The sequence below is a fragment of the Streptomyces nigrescens genome (assembly GCF_027626975.1).
Lineage (GTDB): Bacteria > Actinomycetota > Actinomycetes > Streptomycetales > Streptomycetaceae > Streptomyces > Streptomyces nigrescens.
In genome coordinates this window covers 4,113,066-4,126,730 of sequence record NZ_CP114203.1, presented here as the reverse complement: position 1 = coordinate 4,126,730, position 13,665 = coordinate 4,113,066, and the positions used below count along the sequence as shown (strand labels likewise).

At 71.1% G+C, this 13,665-nt stretch carries 17 protein-coding genes; 7 read left to right on the top strand and 10 right to left on the bottom strand.

Annotated features, from left to right (window positions below):
* Positions 1–48: 48 nt before the first annotated feature.
* Both STRNI_RS18400 and STRNI_RS18395 read left to right on the top strand, forming a co-directional pair.
* Positions 49–1,128 carry a C40 family peptidase gene (locus STRNI_RS18400; protein ID WP_159489137.1) on the top strand — a complete coding sequence of 360 codons (1,080 nt, stop codon included), beginning with the start codon at positions 49–51 and terminating at the stop codon, positions 1,126–1,128.
* 297 nt (positions 1,129–1,425) lie between these two features.
* Positions 1,426–2,826: a PP2C family protein-serine/threonine phosphatase gene (locus STRNI_RS18395; protein WP_274737502.1), complete on the top strand. Its 1,401-nt coding sequence runs from the start codon at positions 1,426–1,428 to the stop codon at positions 2,824–2,826.
* 42 nt (positions 2,827–2,868) lie between these two features.
* On the opposite strand, the gene STRNI_RS18390 is transcribed toward STRNI_RS18395, so the two are convergent.
* The 6 genes from STRNI_RS18390 to STRNI_RS18365 all read right to left on the bottom strand — a co-directional run bounded on the left by STRNI_RS18390 (position 2,869) and on the right by STRNI_RS18365 (position 7,772).
* Positions 2,869–3,213, bottom strand: a complete 345-nt coding sequence (locus STRNI_RS18390) for a DUF2516 family protein (protein WP_018093407.1) — start codon at positions 3,211–3,213, stop codon at positions 2,869–2,871.
* 188 nt (positions 3,214–3,401) lie between these two features.
* Positions 3,402–4,037: a hypothetical protein gene (locus STRNI_RS18385; protein WP_277411613.1), complete on the bottom strand. Its 636-nt coding sequence runs from the start codon at positions 4,035–4,037 to the stop codon at positions 3,402–3,404.
* A 33-nt stretch (positions 4,038–4,070) separates the two neighbouring features.
* Positions 4,071–4,517, bottom strand: a complete 447-nt coding sequence (locus STRNI_RS18380) for a helix-turn-helix domain-containing protein (RefSeq protein WP_018093409.1) — start codon at positions 4,515–4,517, stop codon at positions 4,071–4,073.
* Positions 4,518–4,802: 285 nt separating this feature from the next.
* Entirely contained in the window at positions 4,803–5,411 is a 609-nt protein-coding gene (locus STRNI_RS18375) for a GNAT family N-acetyltransferase (RefSeq protein WP_277411612.1), read from the bottom strand.
* A gap of 370 nt (positions 5,412–5,781) precedes the next feature.
* Complete coding sequence (locus STRNI_RS18370; protein WP_338149749.1) at positions 5,782–6,696, bottom strand: maleylpyruvate isomerase N-terminal domain-containing protein; 915 nt, start codon at positions 6,694–6,696, stop codon at positions 5,782–5,784.
* Between the two features lie 152 nt (positions 6,697–6,848).
* Positions 6,849–7,772, bottom strand: coding sequence for a putative protein N(5)-glutamine methyltransferase (locus STRNI_RS18365; protein WP_277413276.1), 924 nt, complete (start codon positions 7,770–7,772; stop codon positions 6,849–6,851).
* A 515-nt stretch (positions 7,773–8,287) separates the two neighbouring features.
* On the opposite strand from STRNI_RS18365, the gene STRNI_RS18360 reads away from it, so the two are divergent.
* From STRNI_RS18360 to STRNI_RS18350, 3 genes are all read left to right on the top strand, one after another.
* Complete coding sequence (locus STRNI_RS18360; protein ID WP_277411611.1) at positions 8,288–8,707, top strand: hypothetical protein; 420 nt, start codon at positions 8,288–8,290, stop codon at positions 8,705–8,707.
* On the top strand, positions 8,704–9,030 hold the full coding sequence (locus STRNI_RS18355; protein WP_277411610.1) for a winged helix-turn-helix domain-containing protein: 327 nt from the start codon (positions 8,704–8,706) through the stop codon (positions 9,028–9,030). Before STRNI_RS18360 ends, STRNI_RS18355 begins: the two co-directional genes overlap by 4 nt.
* A 337-nt stretch (positions 9,031–9,367) precedes the next feature.
* Positions 9,368–10,360, top strand: a complete 993-nt coding sequence (locus STRNI_RS18350) for an aldo/keto reductase (RefSeq protein ID WP_018093416.1) — start codon at positions 9,368–9,370, stop codon at positions 10,358–10,360.
* Between the two features lie 147 nt (positions 10,361–10,507).
* On the opposite strand, the gene STRNI_RS18345 is transcribed toward STRNI_RS18350, so the two are convergent.
* Positions 10,508–10,882 (bottom strand): VOC family protein, encoded by a 375-nt coding sequence (locus STRNI_RS18345; RefSeq protein ID WP_018093417.1) that lies wholly within the window; start codon positions 10,880–10,882, stop codon positions 10,508–10,510.
* Complete coding sequence (locus STRNI_RS18340) at positions 10,882–11,481, bottom strand: TetR/AcrR family transcriptional regulator (protein ID WP_277413275.1); 600 nt, start codon at positions 11,479–11,481, stop codon at positions 10,882–10,884. The genes STRNI_RS18345 and STRNI_RS18340 overlap by 1 nt, the downstream gene beginning before the upstream one ends.
* Before the next feature lie 204 nt (positions 11,482–11,685).
* On the opposite strand from STRNI_RS18340, the gene STRNI_RS18335 reads away from it, so the two are divergent.
* Together STRNI_RS18335 and STRNI_RS18330 are read left to right on the top strand one after the other, a co-directional pair.
* On the top strand, positions 11,686–12,096 hold the full coding sequence (locus tag STRNI_RS18335) for a VOC family protein (RefSeq protein WP_018093419.1): 411 nt from the start codon (positions 11,686–11,688) through the stop codon (positions 12,094–12,096).
* A gap of 171 nt (positions 12,097–12,267) precedes the next feature.
* Positions 12,268–12,612, top strand: coding sequence for a hypothetical protein (locus tag STRNI_RS18330; protein WP_277411609.1), 345 nt, complete (start codon positions 12,268–12,270; stop codon positions 12,610–12,612).
* 131 nt (positions 12,613–12,743) lie between these two features.
* On the opposite strand, the gene STRNI_RS18325 is transcribed toward STRNI_RS18330, so the two are convergent.
* Positions 12,744–13,103, bottom strand: a complete 360-nt coding sequence (locus tag STRNI_RS18325) for a winged helix-turn-helix transcriptional regulator (protein WP_277411608.1) — start codon at positions 13,101–13,103, stop codon at positions 12,744–12,746.
* An 86-nt stretch (positions 13,104–13,189) separates the two neighbouring features.
* Positions 13,190–13,603, bottom strand: coding sequence for a VOC family protein (locus STRNI_RS18320; RefSeq protein WP_018093421.1), 414 nt, complete (start codon positions 13,601–13,603; stop codon positions 13,190–13,192).
* Between the last annotated feature and the right edge of the window lie 62 nt (positions 13,604–13,665).

Here is a 13,665-nt window from a genome sequence, read left to right as displayed (position 1 = left end):
GTAAGGGGCGGTCGGCTGGTGGCGTGCACCGCCGTCGTCCTGTGCGTGATGGGGCTGCTCGGCAGCACGGCGACGGCCGCCTACGCCGACGACCCGAAGAACCCGGCCGCGGACGCACGGCGGGCCGGGGGCTCCGCGGCCGCCGCGGACGCCGACGCCCGCCGCCTCGACGATGTACGCAAGAAGATCGACGCCCTCTACCGCAAGGCCGAGCAGGCCACCGACGCCTACAACGCCGCCGAGGAACAGGTCGAGCTCCAGCAGAAGGAGATCGTCAGGCTGGCGCGCAGCATCGACAGCACCCAGCGCAAGCTGGCCGCCCTCAAGCGGCAGGCGGGCTCGCTGGCCAGCGCCCAGTACCGCGGCGGGGGGCTGCCCTCCGAGGCGAAGCTGATGCTCGACGCCGACCCGGAAGGCTTTCTCGACAATGCCACTCTGGCCCGTAAGGGGGAGTTCGCCGCCAAGCGTGTGATCCGTCAACTGGCCCGGCTCAAGGGTGACTTGGAGAGCTATTCGGACTCCGCGACGGACCGCTGGGAGCAGCTGGAGGCGAACCGCAAGAAGAAGGAAAGCGCCCAGCGGGACATCAAGAAAAAGATCGACGAGGCGAAGAAGCTGGAATCCCGGCTGGCCACCAAGGAAAAGGACCGGCTGAAGAAGCTGGAGGACGAGCAGGCCTTCAAGCAGCAGCAGAAGTGGCTCGACTCCGGTGTCCTGAATGACATCAGCAACAAAGCGTCGGCGGCCGGCAAGAAGGCGATTTCCTTCGCCACCGCACAGCTCGGCAAGGATTACGTGTGGGGCGCCGAGGGTCCGGACACCTTCGACTGCTCCGGGCTGACCCTGCGGGCCTGGCAGGCCGGTGGCCGGACGATTCCGCGGACCTCACAGGAGCAGTGGCGGCAGCTGCCCCGCGTCGGCCTCAGGGATATGCGGCCGGGCGATCTGATCATTTATTTCTCGGATGCCAGTCATGTCGGGATGTATCTCGGTGACGGCGCAATGGTGCATGCGCCGCGGCCCGGCCGGCAGGTGACGATCACCGGCGCCGGCTCCATGCCGATCCTCGGTGTCGTCCGCCCCGACGGTGCGGCCGGCGGTGATGGCGCGCATCACACGGATGAATAATGACCGGATTGTTTGCTATCTGAGGGTTGTCGTGGCGTAGCTGAATGCACTCATGCGGGGTGATGTTCGTCATTCCGCATTCCGCCCTCCCCAGGTCAAATGGCTTATCGGGTGCGGCATATGACGATGGCCGATTGCCGCCGGGCATTCCATACCTCTCCGTACTGACGCTATGGTCGCCTGTCAGTGCCCGGTGTGCGCCTCACTCCTTTGACCGACGAGCGATGTGGAGCCGGGCACGGTGGTGCGCCGTCGGTGCCCATCGCACCCCTCGGGGGGAGGGAAGGAAGCAGACCAATGCCCGTACCCGTACCGCACCAGCGGACGGTCGTGCTGCCGCATCAGGCAGGACCGGCGGACGACGCCTGCGCGGACACCGCGCGGGTCGCCGACGCGCCGGGCGCGGGGGACGCCACGGCCCAGGGCACGAGCGCCCCGGCGCCGCAGGGCTTTCCGGAGCCCGGACAGCCCCTGTCGGCCGAGCAGCGACTTTCGGCCGAGCATGGACCCCTGCACCAGGGCCTGACCCTGCTCCTCATCGGCGAGGACCCCAACAGCCATGTCCCCGAGATGTGGGACTGGGCGGGCCGCAAGGTGCGCCTGCGCACCGCCCGCAACCTCACCGAGGCCGAGCGGCTGCTCACCGACGATGTGCACTGCATCCTGCTCGACCTGCCCCCGGCGGAGCGCACCGCCGACCGTGACAGCGGCGACGCCGGTGCCCCCGGCGACGAGCTGGGCATCCTGCGTGACGTCCTGCGCATGGCGACCTCGCACGCCGTCCTCGTCCTCACCTACGAGACGGACGCCGAGCGCGCCGCCGACGCCGTCCGCGTCGGTGCCCAGGACTACCTCTTCCGCGACGAGCTGGACGGTGCGGTCCTCAGCCGCGCGGTCCGCTACGCCGTCGAGCGCAAACGCGCCGACCTCGCCCAGCGCCAGCTGACCGAGTCGCGGATGCTCGCCCAGGAGAACGCCCGCCTGGAGCGCGGCCTGCTGCCCACGCCCCTGCTGGACGGCTCCGACCTCCGGTTCGCCGCCTGCTACCGCCCCGGCCGCAGCCGCGCGCTGCTCGGCGGCGACTTCTACGACACCGTCCGCACCCCGGACGGCACCGTCCACGCGATGATCGGCGACGTCTGCGGCCACGGCCCCGACGAGGCCGCCCTCGGCGTCGAGCTGCGGATCGCCTGGCGCGCGCTGACCTTCGCCGGACTCTGCGGCGACGAGCTGCTCGCCACCCTCCAGAAGGTGCTGGAGCACGAGCGCGCGGACGACGAGATCTTCGCGACGCTGTGCACCGTCGACATCTCCGCGGACGGCCGCCGCGCCGGTCTGTGCCTGGCCGGCCACCCCGCACCGCTGCTGGCCCGGGCCGGCGAGCACCCGCAGCTGCTGCCGTACGAATTCGGCGGCCCGGCGCTCGGTCTGCTGCCGCACGCCCGCTGGCCGCGCCGGCAGGTCGAGCTGGGCGGCTCCTGGAGCCTGATGATGTACACCGACGGTCTGATCGAGGGCCGGATCGGCAAGGGCAACCAGCGCCTCGGCCAGGAAGGCATGACCGAGCTGGTCAGCCGGCAGATGGCGGCCGGTCTCAGCGGTGAGGAGCTGCTGGACGCGTCGGTCAGGGAGGTCCGCGATCTGAACGGCGGCGAGCTGACGGACGACGTGGCCGTACTGCTGCTGGACCGGCGGTAATTGAGCCGGGGCTCCCGCGGGAGCCCCGGGGCCCGGCGTGGCTCAGCGCCCGCCGTTGTAGGGCCCGTACGGCCCGTCCGAGCTGGAGCCCCCACGGCGCGGGCCGCGGCCACCGCCGGAGACCTCCCGGAGCGCGGGCCGGACGTCGACCGTGTAGACGATCACCGCGATCACGCCGATGACCGGCAGGAACGACATGATCGGCAGAATGAACAGCAGCGCCGTGGCCAGGGCGAGGAAGATCAGCCACATGCCCTTGGTCTGCTTGCTCGCGGCGCGATAGGCGTCCTCACGGCGCACGGCCGCATCGATCAGCATCACCGCGGCATAGACGCCCAGGGCGAGCTGCACCCAGCTCAGAATGCTCTGGAACCCGTAAATCAGCACGCCCTACACCGCCCGTTCGCCATTCGTGTCGTCTCGGTCCACTGCTGCGGCCGTCGGCCGCCCATGCGGCCCCACCGTACCCGCACAACGGGCCGGGCACCTGAAGTGTGCCCGGCCCGTGCGGTGAATCGGCGCCCCCGGCGCCGGGTGAGCGGGCTCACAGTCCCCTCACCTCGTGCGCTCCGCGGTCACTTGGCGGACGGCGGGGTGCTCTTCTTCGCGGGCGCCGGAGCCGGCTTGCGCTGCGCGACGGGCTTCTTCGGGGCGGCCGGCTTGGGCTGCGTCGACGGGGTGGCCTTGGTCTCGGCCTTGATCCCGTTGGCGGCCTGGTTCTTCGCGCCGCCCTTGTTCGCCGGCTTCTGCGCGGGCTTCTGCGCCGGCTCCGGCTCGATCGCCACCGCGAGGTCCTCGACCTGGTCGGCGGCCTCGCCGCGCCAGGTCGCCACGGCGCCCCGGCCGCGCTCGGCGAGCTCCTCGTAGCCCTCGCGGGTCCGGACGACGGCCTCGGCGGCCCGGCCCACGCCCTGCAGCGCCAGCTCCTGCGCCTGGTCCCGGACCTTCTTGATGTCACCGTCGAGCGAGCCCAGCAGCTCGGTCAGCTTCTCCTTGGCGTCCTTGGCCTGCTTGCTCACCAGGGCCTGGACGTCCTTGGGGTCGGTGCTGCGAACGGACTCGAAGCGCTTGGGCGCCTCGACCCGGATCTTCTCGACGAACTGCGGGACCTCGCCGAGCTTCTCGGCAGCCAGGTCGACGGTGCCGGCCAGGGCGTACAGCGGGGTCGCGTCGGTCAGGGCCTTGCGGAGGTCATCGGTGTTGATGGCCATGACGTTGTTCCTCCTGGAAACGAAATCGGTTGCTCAGGTGGCGTGCGGGCCGCCGTCGGCCTCTGTCTCGAGGGAGTCCGTGCCGCGCCCGTCCTCATGTCCGCTCGCAGCGGCGTCCTTGCCGCCGTTCCCGAGCCCGTTCTCCTTGCGGAAGGACTCGTAGATCTGCAGCAGGACCTGCTTCTGCCGCTCGTTCAGCGCCGGGTCGGTGAGTATCGCGGTCTGCACCTCGACCCCGTCCAGACCGTGCCGCTCGTCCAGGATCCCGGCCTGGACGTACAGGGTCTCCGCGGATATCCGCAGCGCCTTGGCGAGCTGCTGCAGAATCTCCGCGCTCGGCTTGCGCAGCCCGCGCTCGATCTGGCTGAGGTACGGGTTGGACACCCCGGCGGCATCTGCGAGCTGCCGCAGACTCAGCTGCGCGGTGCGCCGCTGCTCCCGCAGGAACTCGCCGAGATTGCCGACGTTGAGTGATGCCATACCCCGATGGTGCCTCGCCGTGCTAACTATTGCAAGCAAGCGCTAGCAATAGTGGTCTGGTCGGGTGGGGAGGGGGGTGGGGGCTGACGGGGAGGCCGAAGGGGGGCGAGTTTCAGCCGCCGGGTGGGCGCTGTACCCCCCTGCCTTTCGGCTGCCCGGGGCGGGCATCGTCACGCCCTCAGTGCGCACGTCCGTGGTCCCGGGGCGGACGTAGGCCGTGGCCCCGGGGCTGCGGTAGAAGGTCGGAGGTAGACCTGCAGCCCCGGTCAGACGTAGATGCGCAGGTCAGGCGTAGGCGTGCGTTCGCGTGTACGGGGTGAAGCCCAGGGACTCGTAGAGCCGTTTGGGAACGGGGTACTCGGCGTCGCCCCGGCATTGGACGACGGCGCGCCGGCCGCCGGCCGCGGCGAACGCCCGCAGCACCGCGAGGCAGACGGCACGCGCCAGACCGCGCCGGCGGTGCTCGGGGTGGGTGCCGACCGGCTCGAACACGCCGGTGCCGAGGGCCGCGTCGTACCAGCCCTGGCAGTAGGCGGCGACGTCACCGGCAGGAGACGCCACGACGAGGTCGAACTCGGCCCGGTACGGCCAGATTTGCCGCATCCGCGCATGGCGCTCGGTGGTCACCCGCGTCGAGCCGAACGCGGCGCGGTGGGCCGCCGCCCGGCCGGCCACCTCCGCACGGGTCTGCTGCGCGCGGATCCGGTAGCCGTCCGGCAGCGGTGGCGCGTCCGGCAGATCCACGAGCGACCGGCCGAGGCCGACCATGAACGGCCCGCCGTCCGTACAGGTGAGGCCGTGCCGCTCCAGCGCGGCCCGCAGATGCGGCTCGGTCTCCGCGACCTCCGCGCTCAGCGCGCCGCCCGCGGTACGCCCGGCCGCCCAGGCGAGCACCTCGTCGGCCAGCTCCGGGTGCGCGGGGTCGACCTGGAACTGGCAGGCTGCCCGGCAGCTCCAGCCATGCCCAGGCCAGGGGCCGGTGGGCGGTGGGGGACCCGGCAGCGGGCGCGTCCCCGTCCCCGTCCGTCCAGACGGCCGTCGGGTTCTCGCTGTCCCGGTCGAGGGCGAGACACCAGGCCCAGGCGAGGTCTCCGATGTGCCGGTAGCCGGTGTCCGGAAAGAGGCGCCCGGCCAGACTCTGCATGGCGCGCAGCGCCACGGGACCGGTGTACTCATGGCGCTGCACGGGGTGTTGTCCTCACGTGGGTTGACGATGCGTGGGTCGACGATGTCGCCTGCTCCGGCGCCGTGGTGGCCACCGTCCTCACTCCTTGAGCCAGAAGCTGACGCCGTCAAGCCAGGCGTCGAGCAGCGGCAGGTCTCCGACGATCTCGATGCTGTTGCTGCCGTCGTTGCCGCTACCGCTGGCGCTGTTGTTGCCGCTGCTGGTCGTCCTGGCCTCATGGGTGGCGCGGCGGCCGTAGACGAGCAGCAGGAGTTCGGCCAAGGGGGCGCGTACGGCGACGGTGGCCGGGGCGTGGGTGCGGCTCCAGGTGAGGGTGTCGCCGTCGAGGCCGATCAGCCAGTCCGCGGCCGTCTCCGGGGCGGTGTCGGTGGCGTGGAAGTGGAGGGTGCGGCCCTCGGACATCAGATCGCGCAGCTCCGGCTTGGCCTCGAAGACCAGCGGCAGGGAGGCGAAGCCCATCCACTCGTCGAGGGCGTCGATGGCGACCTCTTGGGCGACGGTGAAGGCCGGAGCGCCGGGGGTGGGAGCCGGGCCGGGGGTGGTGGTGTGTGGAGCGGGGGAGGCCGCGGCGATCGCGAAGTCCGCGTCGGCGCGGTGGACGACCGTCTCGTGCACCATACGGCGGGCCCAGAACTCCGGGGTCCCACCGGGAGCCACGGTCCACACCTGGGCTTCGGGGCCCGCCGCCCGCAGCGTGTCCGCAAGTTGCCCGGCGCCCTCGGCGAGCCAGGCGTCGACCGCGGCGAGGTCTTTCCCCGTGGCGCCGGAGACATCGTTGACCAGCTCGTCGGAGACGGGCTCCGCCGCCCGGGTCCGTACGATCGTCTCCGCCCAGCGATGTGCCCCGCCCAGATGCCACAGCAGCTGGCCGAGGTTCCAGTCGGGGCAGGTGGGTACGGGCGTCGCCAGGTCGGCGCCCTCGATGCGGGACCTCAACAGGTCGGTCTGAGCGACGATTTCGGCACAGTAGCGGGCATAGTTCATCGACGGCATGCCGTCACGGTAGAGCGCCGCCGGGCCGGATCCCAGCGCATTTTTCCGGGCGGCGGGCGGCGGGCGGCGGGATGCGGGCGGCGGGCCGCGACGGGCCGTGCGACACTTCCGCGCCCCCGCCCCCCGCCCCCCGCCCGCCGCCCTCCCGCTCGTCACGAGGTTCCCGCTGCCTCCTGCTTGTTGCGACGGCCCGCTATCGCGTGCCCCTCCGTGGGCCGGGTCCCGATGATGACCGTGGCGTAGAGCTCCTCGGAGTCGGTCACCGTGGGGAGCAAACCGTTGCGGGTGAAGGCCTCGACCGCCTGCCGGGCCTGCCGTTCGCTCGTCTCGACCAGCAGATGGCCTCCTGGCGCCAGCCACTGGGGCGCAGCCGCGGTCACCCGTCGCAGGACGTCGAGCCCGTCCGCCCCGCCGTCGAGCGCCACCAGCGGCTCGTACTCACGGGCCTCGGGCGGCAGCAGCCCGACCTCTTCGGTCGGTACGTAGGGAACGTTGGCCACCAGGACATCGATACGGCCGCGGAGCCCGGTGGGCAGCGCGTCGAAGAGGTCGCCCTCGTAGACCTCACCCCCGGCGGGAACGACGTTGCGGCGGGCACAGCGCACCGCGGCGGGCTCGATGTCCGCCGCGTACAGCTCGACCCGGCCCAGGGCATCGGCCAGTACGGCGCCCACCGCGCCGGAACCGCAGCACAGATCGACGACGACCGGTGGCCGCCCGGTGCGTTCGGCAGCCCGGAGACCGAGACCGACGGCCTGGCCCACGAGGAACTCGGTGCGGCGGCGCGGGACGAAGACGCCGGGATCGACGGTGACCCGCAGCCCGTAGAACTCCGCCCAGCCCACGACCTGTTCCAGGGGCAGGCCGATGACGCGCCGCTCCACCATGGCGGCGAGTTCGTCCGGCGTGCGCGCGGTGGAAAGGAGCAGCTCCGCCTCGTCCTCGGCGAAGACACAGCCGGCGGCGCGTAGTTCGGCGATGACGATGGAGCGGGAGTGCGGGGTGGAGCGGGAGGCCGCGAGGGGCGAGGGGAGCGGTGATGAGGGGGAGGAAAGAGCTGACGAGGTGGACGGCATCGGAGATGACGACATGTGAGCCTTTCGGGGCGCCGAGTGCGCTTCCCGGGTCACCTGTGCCGGACGGTCACCTGCATCGGGTGGACCGCACGGACGTGAACCGGGAGCACCTGCCTGGTCTGGCGGGGAATCGGTCTCACCTCCTCGGTCCGTTCACTGCTGGGAGCGCCACAGTACCTGACCTGGGCCTCGACGCACAGACGGACATGGCGCGGCCGCTGCGCCGCGACTGCCGCCCTCCGCTTCCCGGGCTCACCGGACCGCGGTCTCACGGCGTAACTCTCCTTGGCCGGAAAGTACTTGTCAGATTGGAAAGTACTTGTCACGCTGGATGCAGGAAGTCGGGGGCAGCTCGGAACATCCGGAGTGCGACGTGCGACGTGCGACGTGCGAGCACGCGAGCCGGGGGTTCGGAGTGCCGACTCCGAGGCCCCAGACGGAAATCAGAGCGCCAAAAGGAAACAGCGCCAAAAGGAAACAGCGGCAGCGGAAGAGCAACACACAGGGGGAATCGCATGGCTGAGTACGCCTCACGGGACGCGGCGGCCGCACTGGCCCGAGCCAAGGAGCTGGGCTCGACAGTGCGGAACGGCACGAAGTGGCATGTCCGGTATCAAGTGATCTACGGCTGCGCGGCCGCGGTCATGGTGCTGTCCGTCGGGCTCTTGGCCCCGCCGTATGGGGTGGCGATCGGCACCGGCATCTGGGTGGCCACCATCGTGGCACTGTCGGTCTACGCGGCCCGGCAGCGTGTTGCCCGGCGCGGGTTCGGGCGGCGGCACGCCGGCTTGATCACGGTGTGGGCGCTGCTCTTTCTCGCGGTACTGATCCCCGGCACCCTCTGGCATCAGGGTGCCGCGTCGTGGTGGGTACCCGGCGCAGTGGTGGTGGCCCTTCCCGGCCTGATAGGCGGCTATTTGGAGGCGCGACGGTGACCGAAACGCGTCACGGGGCACATCCACGTCACGAACTCGACGAGGTGATCCACGCCCCGGTCCGCTTCTCCATCGTGGCGACCCTGGCGGCCGCCGAGAAGGCCGAGTTCGCCTTCGTCCGCGACACCGTCGAGGTGAGCGACTCGGTCCTGTCGCGGCAGGTCGCCACCCTGGAGAAGGCCGGCTATGTCGCCATCACCAAGGGGTACGTCGGCAAGCGCCCGCGGACCTGGCTCGCCCTGACGTCCGACGGCCGCGCCGCCTTCGCCGCGCACTGCCAGGCGCTCCGGGCAATAGCGGGCGATGGAGCCGACGGAGGCTGACGGAGGCCACGGGGGAGGGGTGGGCAGGACCGCTGACGGGCGACGAGGGCGCTGGGCAGGCAAGCAGGCAGGCAAGCTCGGCTCTGGGCGGGCGCAACCGGCGCCTGGGCGCAGTCCAGTTGACTTTGAGCGCACTCCAACTCATACCGTCCGGGACGGGATTCCGGAACAGGCCCGACACATGGGCCCCGGTCTCAGGGCTCTGGTCTCGGAGCCCTGGTCTCAGGGGGCAGGGTCCAGTGATCAGGCCTCAGCGATCAGGCCTCAGTGATCAGGTCTCTGGGATGGGTGCCGAGATCCCCGACCGTCCGCCGTACGTCCAGGAGGAAGCAGCAGCATGACCACGACGAACATCCCGACGCGTCACCTCGGTGAGCTGGTGGTCTCCGCGCAGGGGCTCGGCTGCATGGGCATGAGCCACGGCTATGGGGAGTCGGACGACGCACAGTCCGTCGCGACCATCCACCACGCGCTCGACCTCGGCGTCAGCCTCCTGGACACCTCCGACTTCTACGGAGCGGGACACAACGAGGAGCTGATCGGCCGGGCGATCGCCGGCCGGCGGGACGAGGTGGTGCTGGCGACGAAGTTCGGATTCGCCAACCGGCTCGGTGAGCCGACCATGATCCGCGGCGACGCCGCCTACGTACGCGAGGCCTGCGACGCCTCGCTGCGCCGGCTCGGGGTCGACCACATCGACCTCTACTACCAGCACCGCGTCGACCCCGATGTGCCGATCGAGGAGACCGTCGGTGCGATGGCCGAACTCGTCGCGGCCGGCAAGGTGCGTCACCTCGGGCTGTCCGAAGCGAGTGCGGCGACCCTCCGCCGGGCGCATGCGGTGCATCCGATTGCCGCGCTGCAGAGCGAGTGGTCGCTGTGGACCCGCGATCTGGAGGACGAGATCGCGCCGGTGTGCCGTGAACTCGGCATCGGTCTGGTGCCGTTCTCGCCGCTCGGGCGCGGATTCCTGACCGGGCGCTACACCTCGGTGAAGGGGCTGCCGGAGTCTGATGTGCGCCGCAGCCAGCCGCGCTTCGCCGACGGCAACCTGGAGCAGAACCTGGCCATCGTGGAGAAACTCGACGCACTCGCCGCCGAGAAGGGCGTCAGCGCCGGACAGCTCGCCCTGGCCTGGGTCCAGCACCGCGGGGCCGATGTCGTGCCGATCCCCGGCACCCGCCGCCAGAAGTACCTGGAGGAGAACCTCGGCGCCCTCACCATCGAGCTGACCGCCGAGGAACTCACCGCCATCGACGCCGCCGCCCCGGCAGGCCGAATAGCCGGAACGCGCTACGACGAGGTCAGCATGACGTTCGTCGACGGCTGACGGCTGACGGCTGACGGCTGACGGCTGACGGGTGACGGCTGACGGGTGACGGGTGACGGGTGACGGGTGACGGGTGACGGGCCTGGGGGCTGAGAGGCTGAGGGGGAGAAGGGGGGACGGGGGAGGACTGGCGGCCCGACGGTTCGGTCACTGCGGCGACATGACCTCGTAGAGGTTGTGGGAGTCGTCGCGGAAGAACAGGCCACGGGCGCACAGGGGATGGTCGGTCCGGCCGTTGTCCGGCTCGGTGGGGTCGTTGCCGTAGGGGATGCCGGCGGCCCGGAGGCGGGCGAGGATTCCGTCGAACGTCTCGGGGTCGACGTCGAAGGCGAGGTGATGACCTTCGGCGTCCGGCGCGGTCATGAAGTCGAGGGTGAGCGTCTCGTTCACCCGGACCGGGAGGAAGTGTCCCCGTCGCCCGGCCGGCGGGAGTTCCGGCAGGCCCATGACCGAGGCGAAGAAGTGGGCGGCCGCGCGGTGATCGGCGGCCGGGACGATGGTGTGGTTGAGGGTCACGGCCATCAGGCACCCCCGGGGTCGTTGAGGGTTCCGTGCAGCAGTACGGCGATGAGTTCCTCGGGGGTGAGCGGCGCAGCGGCGTCCGGCGCCGGTGTCTGCAGCCGGGTGAAGAGCAGGCCCAGAAAGGCGGCGGCAACCTTCTCGGGGCTCAGGCGGAAGGCGGTCCGGTCGGGTTCGATCAGCTCGATGACGGCGTTGCGCAGGGCGGTGACGGACTGCGCCCGGCCGTCCGGCGGCGGATCCTCACCGTCCCGGGTGCCGGTGCCGGTGCCGGTGCCGGTGCCGGGCCCGCGGCCCCGACGGTGCCCCGAGGCGTGGAGGGCGCCGACGACGGTGCCCATGCGTTCCATATGGGCACGCAGCGCCTCGGCGGCCTCGGCCAGCCGGTCGGCGAGTGGCTCGTCCAGGGAGATCGAGGCGAGTTCGCGCAGCACATGGTCGGCGCCGACAGCCTCGGCGACACAGGCGTCCAGTACCTCGTCCTTGTCCTTGAAGGCCCGGAAGATCGTGGCCTCCCCGATGCCGGCGGCGCGGGCGATCTGGCTGGTGGTGACGGCCGCGCCGTACTCCGCCACGAGCGGCAGCGCGGCGGCCACGATCATGGCGCGACGCTCCTCGACGCTCATACCGGGCGCGCGTCGACGGGAGGGTGGTGGTGTCATGACCCGACGGTACGGAGTGAGTGCTCACTCCGTCAATGGATGCGCGTAGGCGCGCCCCGCTCCTTAGACTGCTTGCAGCGCGAGAGGGCCGGTTCCGACGGCCGCAGTTCTTGGGCCGTCGCCCGTACGGAAGGACGGCGAGCCATGGACTGGAAGCTCGAACTGGTGCCGGTTCCGGTCACCGATGTGGAACGGGCGAAGCGCTTCTACAGCGAGCAGATGGGCTTTGCCGTCGATCACGACATGAGCCTCGGCGAAGAGGCACGCATCGTGCAGCTGACGCCGCCGGGATCGGGCTGCTCGATCGTCATCGGCGCAGGCAGCGGCGTCACGGAGGTGCAGCCAGGCTCGCTGCAGGGGCTGCAATTGGTGGTCCCCGACATTGCCGCGGCCCGTGCGCAACTGGTCGAACGGGGGGTGCCGGCCGGCCCCGTGCAGCATGTCGAGAACGGTGCGATGGTCGACGGCCCCGACGGGGCATGGAACTCGTTCGTCTACTTCAGCGACCCGGACGGCAATGGCTGGGCGTTGCAGGAACGACCTCCCGAGAGCTGAGCGGGGCGGGCGCGGCGGGCCCGGTGGGCGTGGTGGGTGCAGCGGGCTCCTGGGGGCGGTGCGGTGGGGGGCCTGGCGGAGGGTGAATTCGGTTGCCCGGAACCGTTCCGATGCGCTTGCATCGGATGCTACGAGCTACGAGCCGCGGGCAATGGGCAACGGGCAACGACCATGGACGACTTCGGGCGACTGGTGAGGTGGGGCGGTATGGCGGCGGTGGGGAGCGGGGAGAGGGTGGCGTGGGCGGAGGAGGCGCTGCGGCTGTACGGGCTGTCCGAAGAGGGCTGGCGGCGGAGCCCGAGTGGGAATCTGCGGGAGTTGCTCACGGATCTCCTGCAGTGGTGCGACGCCACCCAGCACGGGTTTGAGCGGGCGCTGGCGGCCGCCCGTGCGCAACGCGAGGCGGAATCTCCCGGAGCCGCTGAAGCCGCCGAAGGTGCAGCAGGCGCCGCGGGCACGGAGAGCGCCGGGAGCGCGGGGAGCGCGGGGAGCCCCGGGGGTGTGGGAAGCGCCTGAGCGCCGTGCGAGTACCGGAGTTGGGGAGGGCGCGGGAGTGTCTGAGTGTCACGGACGCGGCCCGGGGCCGGGGGCCGGGGCCGGACGTTTCTGAGCGCTGTGGAGGGCCCGGCGGTAACGGATGCCGGGGCTCAGGCCTCTGCCGGATGGCGCTGGGGGTAGGTGGCCTCCAGGTGGGCGATATGGGCGCGGCCCCAGGCGCCGAGGGGGGCCAGTGCCTCGTTCAGTGAGAGGCCGAAGTCGGTGAGTGAGTATTCGACCTTCGGTGGCACCTGGGGAAAGTGCTCGCGGTGCACGATGCCGTCGGCCTCCAGTTCGCGCAGCTGCTGGGTCAGTACCTTTTCGCTGATCTTCGGCAACTCCCGCCGCAGTTCACCGAACCGCTGTGGGCGCTCGGCCAGCGCCCACAGCAGCAGCACCTTCCATTTGCCGCCGATGACGTCCACCGCGGCGTCCAGTCCGCATTCGTACGGGCCCTTGCGTGCGCTCATGACGTTCCCCCTGGTGTGGTCCTTGCCGGGCCAAGTATCGGACGCGTACCGGCCCGGCGGGCAAGGGAGTTCGGCGCGAGGGGCGCTCACAGGCCCTGGGCGGCCATCCACTCCGGGTCGGGGTCGATGTTCTGCAGTACCTCGATCAGGGTGCCCTCGGGGCCCCATACGTTGAAGCGGCGCTGGCCCCACGGCTCGTCCCGCAGGGGTTCGGCGATGGAGACGCCCTTGGCGCGCAGGGCGGCCTCCTCGGCCGCGGCGTCCGTCACGAGGAAGCCGAGGAGTACGCCGCCGGTCTCCTGGGTGCGGAAGCCGGCGGGCATGGCCTCATGGCCGCGCTGGACGAAATCCAGGGTGTATTCGGGGTGTTGGGGGTGCTGGAGGCTGGCGTACCAGTCCAGCTCCGCCAGCGGGCGGAAGCCGAAGTGGTCGGCGTAGAAGCGGGTGCTGGCGGCGACGTCGTCGGTGAGCAGGGCGGTGCCGATTTTGGCGAAGCGCATGGTGATCCTCTCCGTTGGCGGCGGCCGGTCCGCAGCGCAACAACTCCAGTTGTAGTACTTTG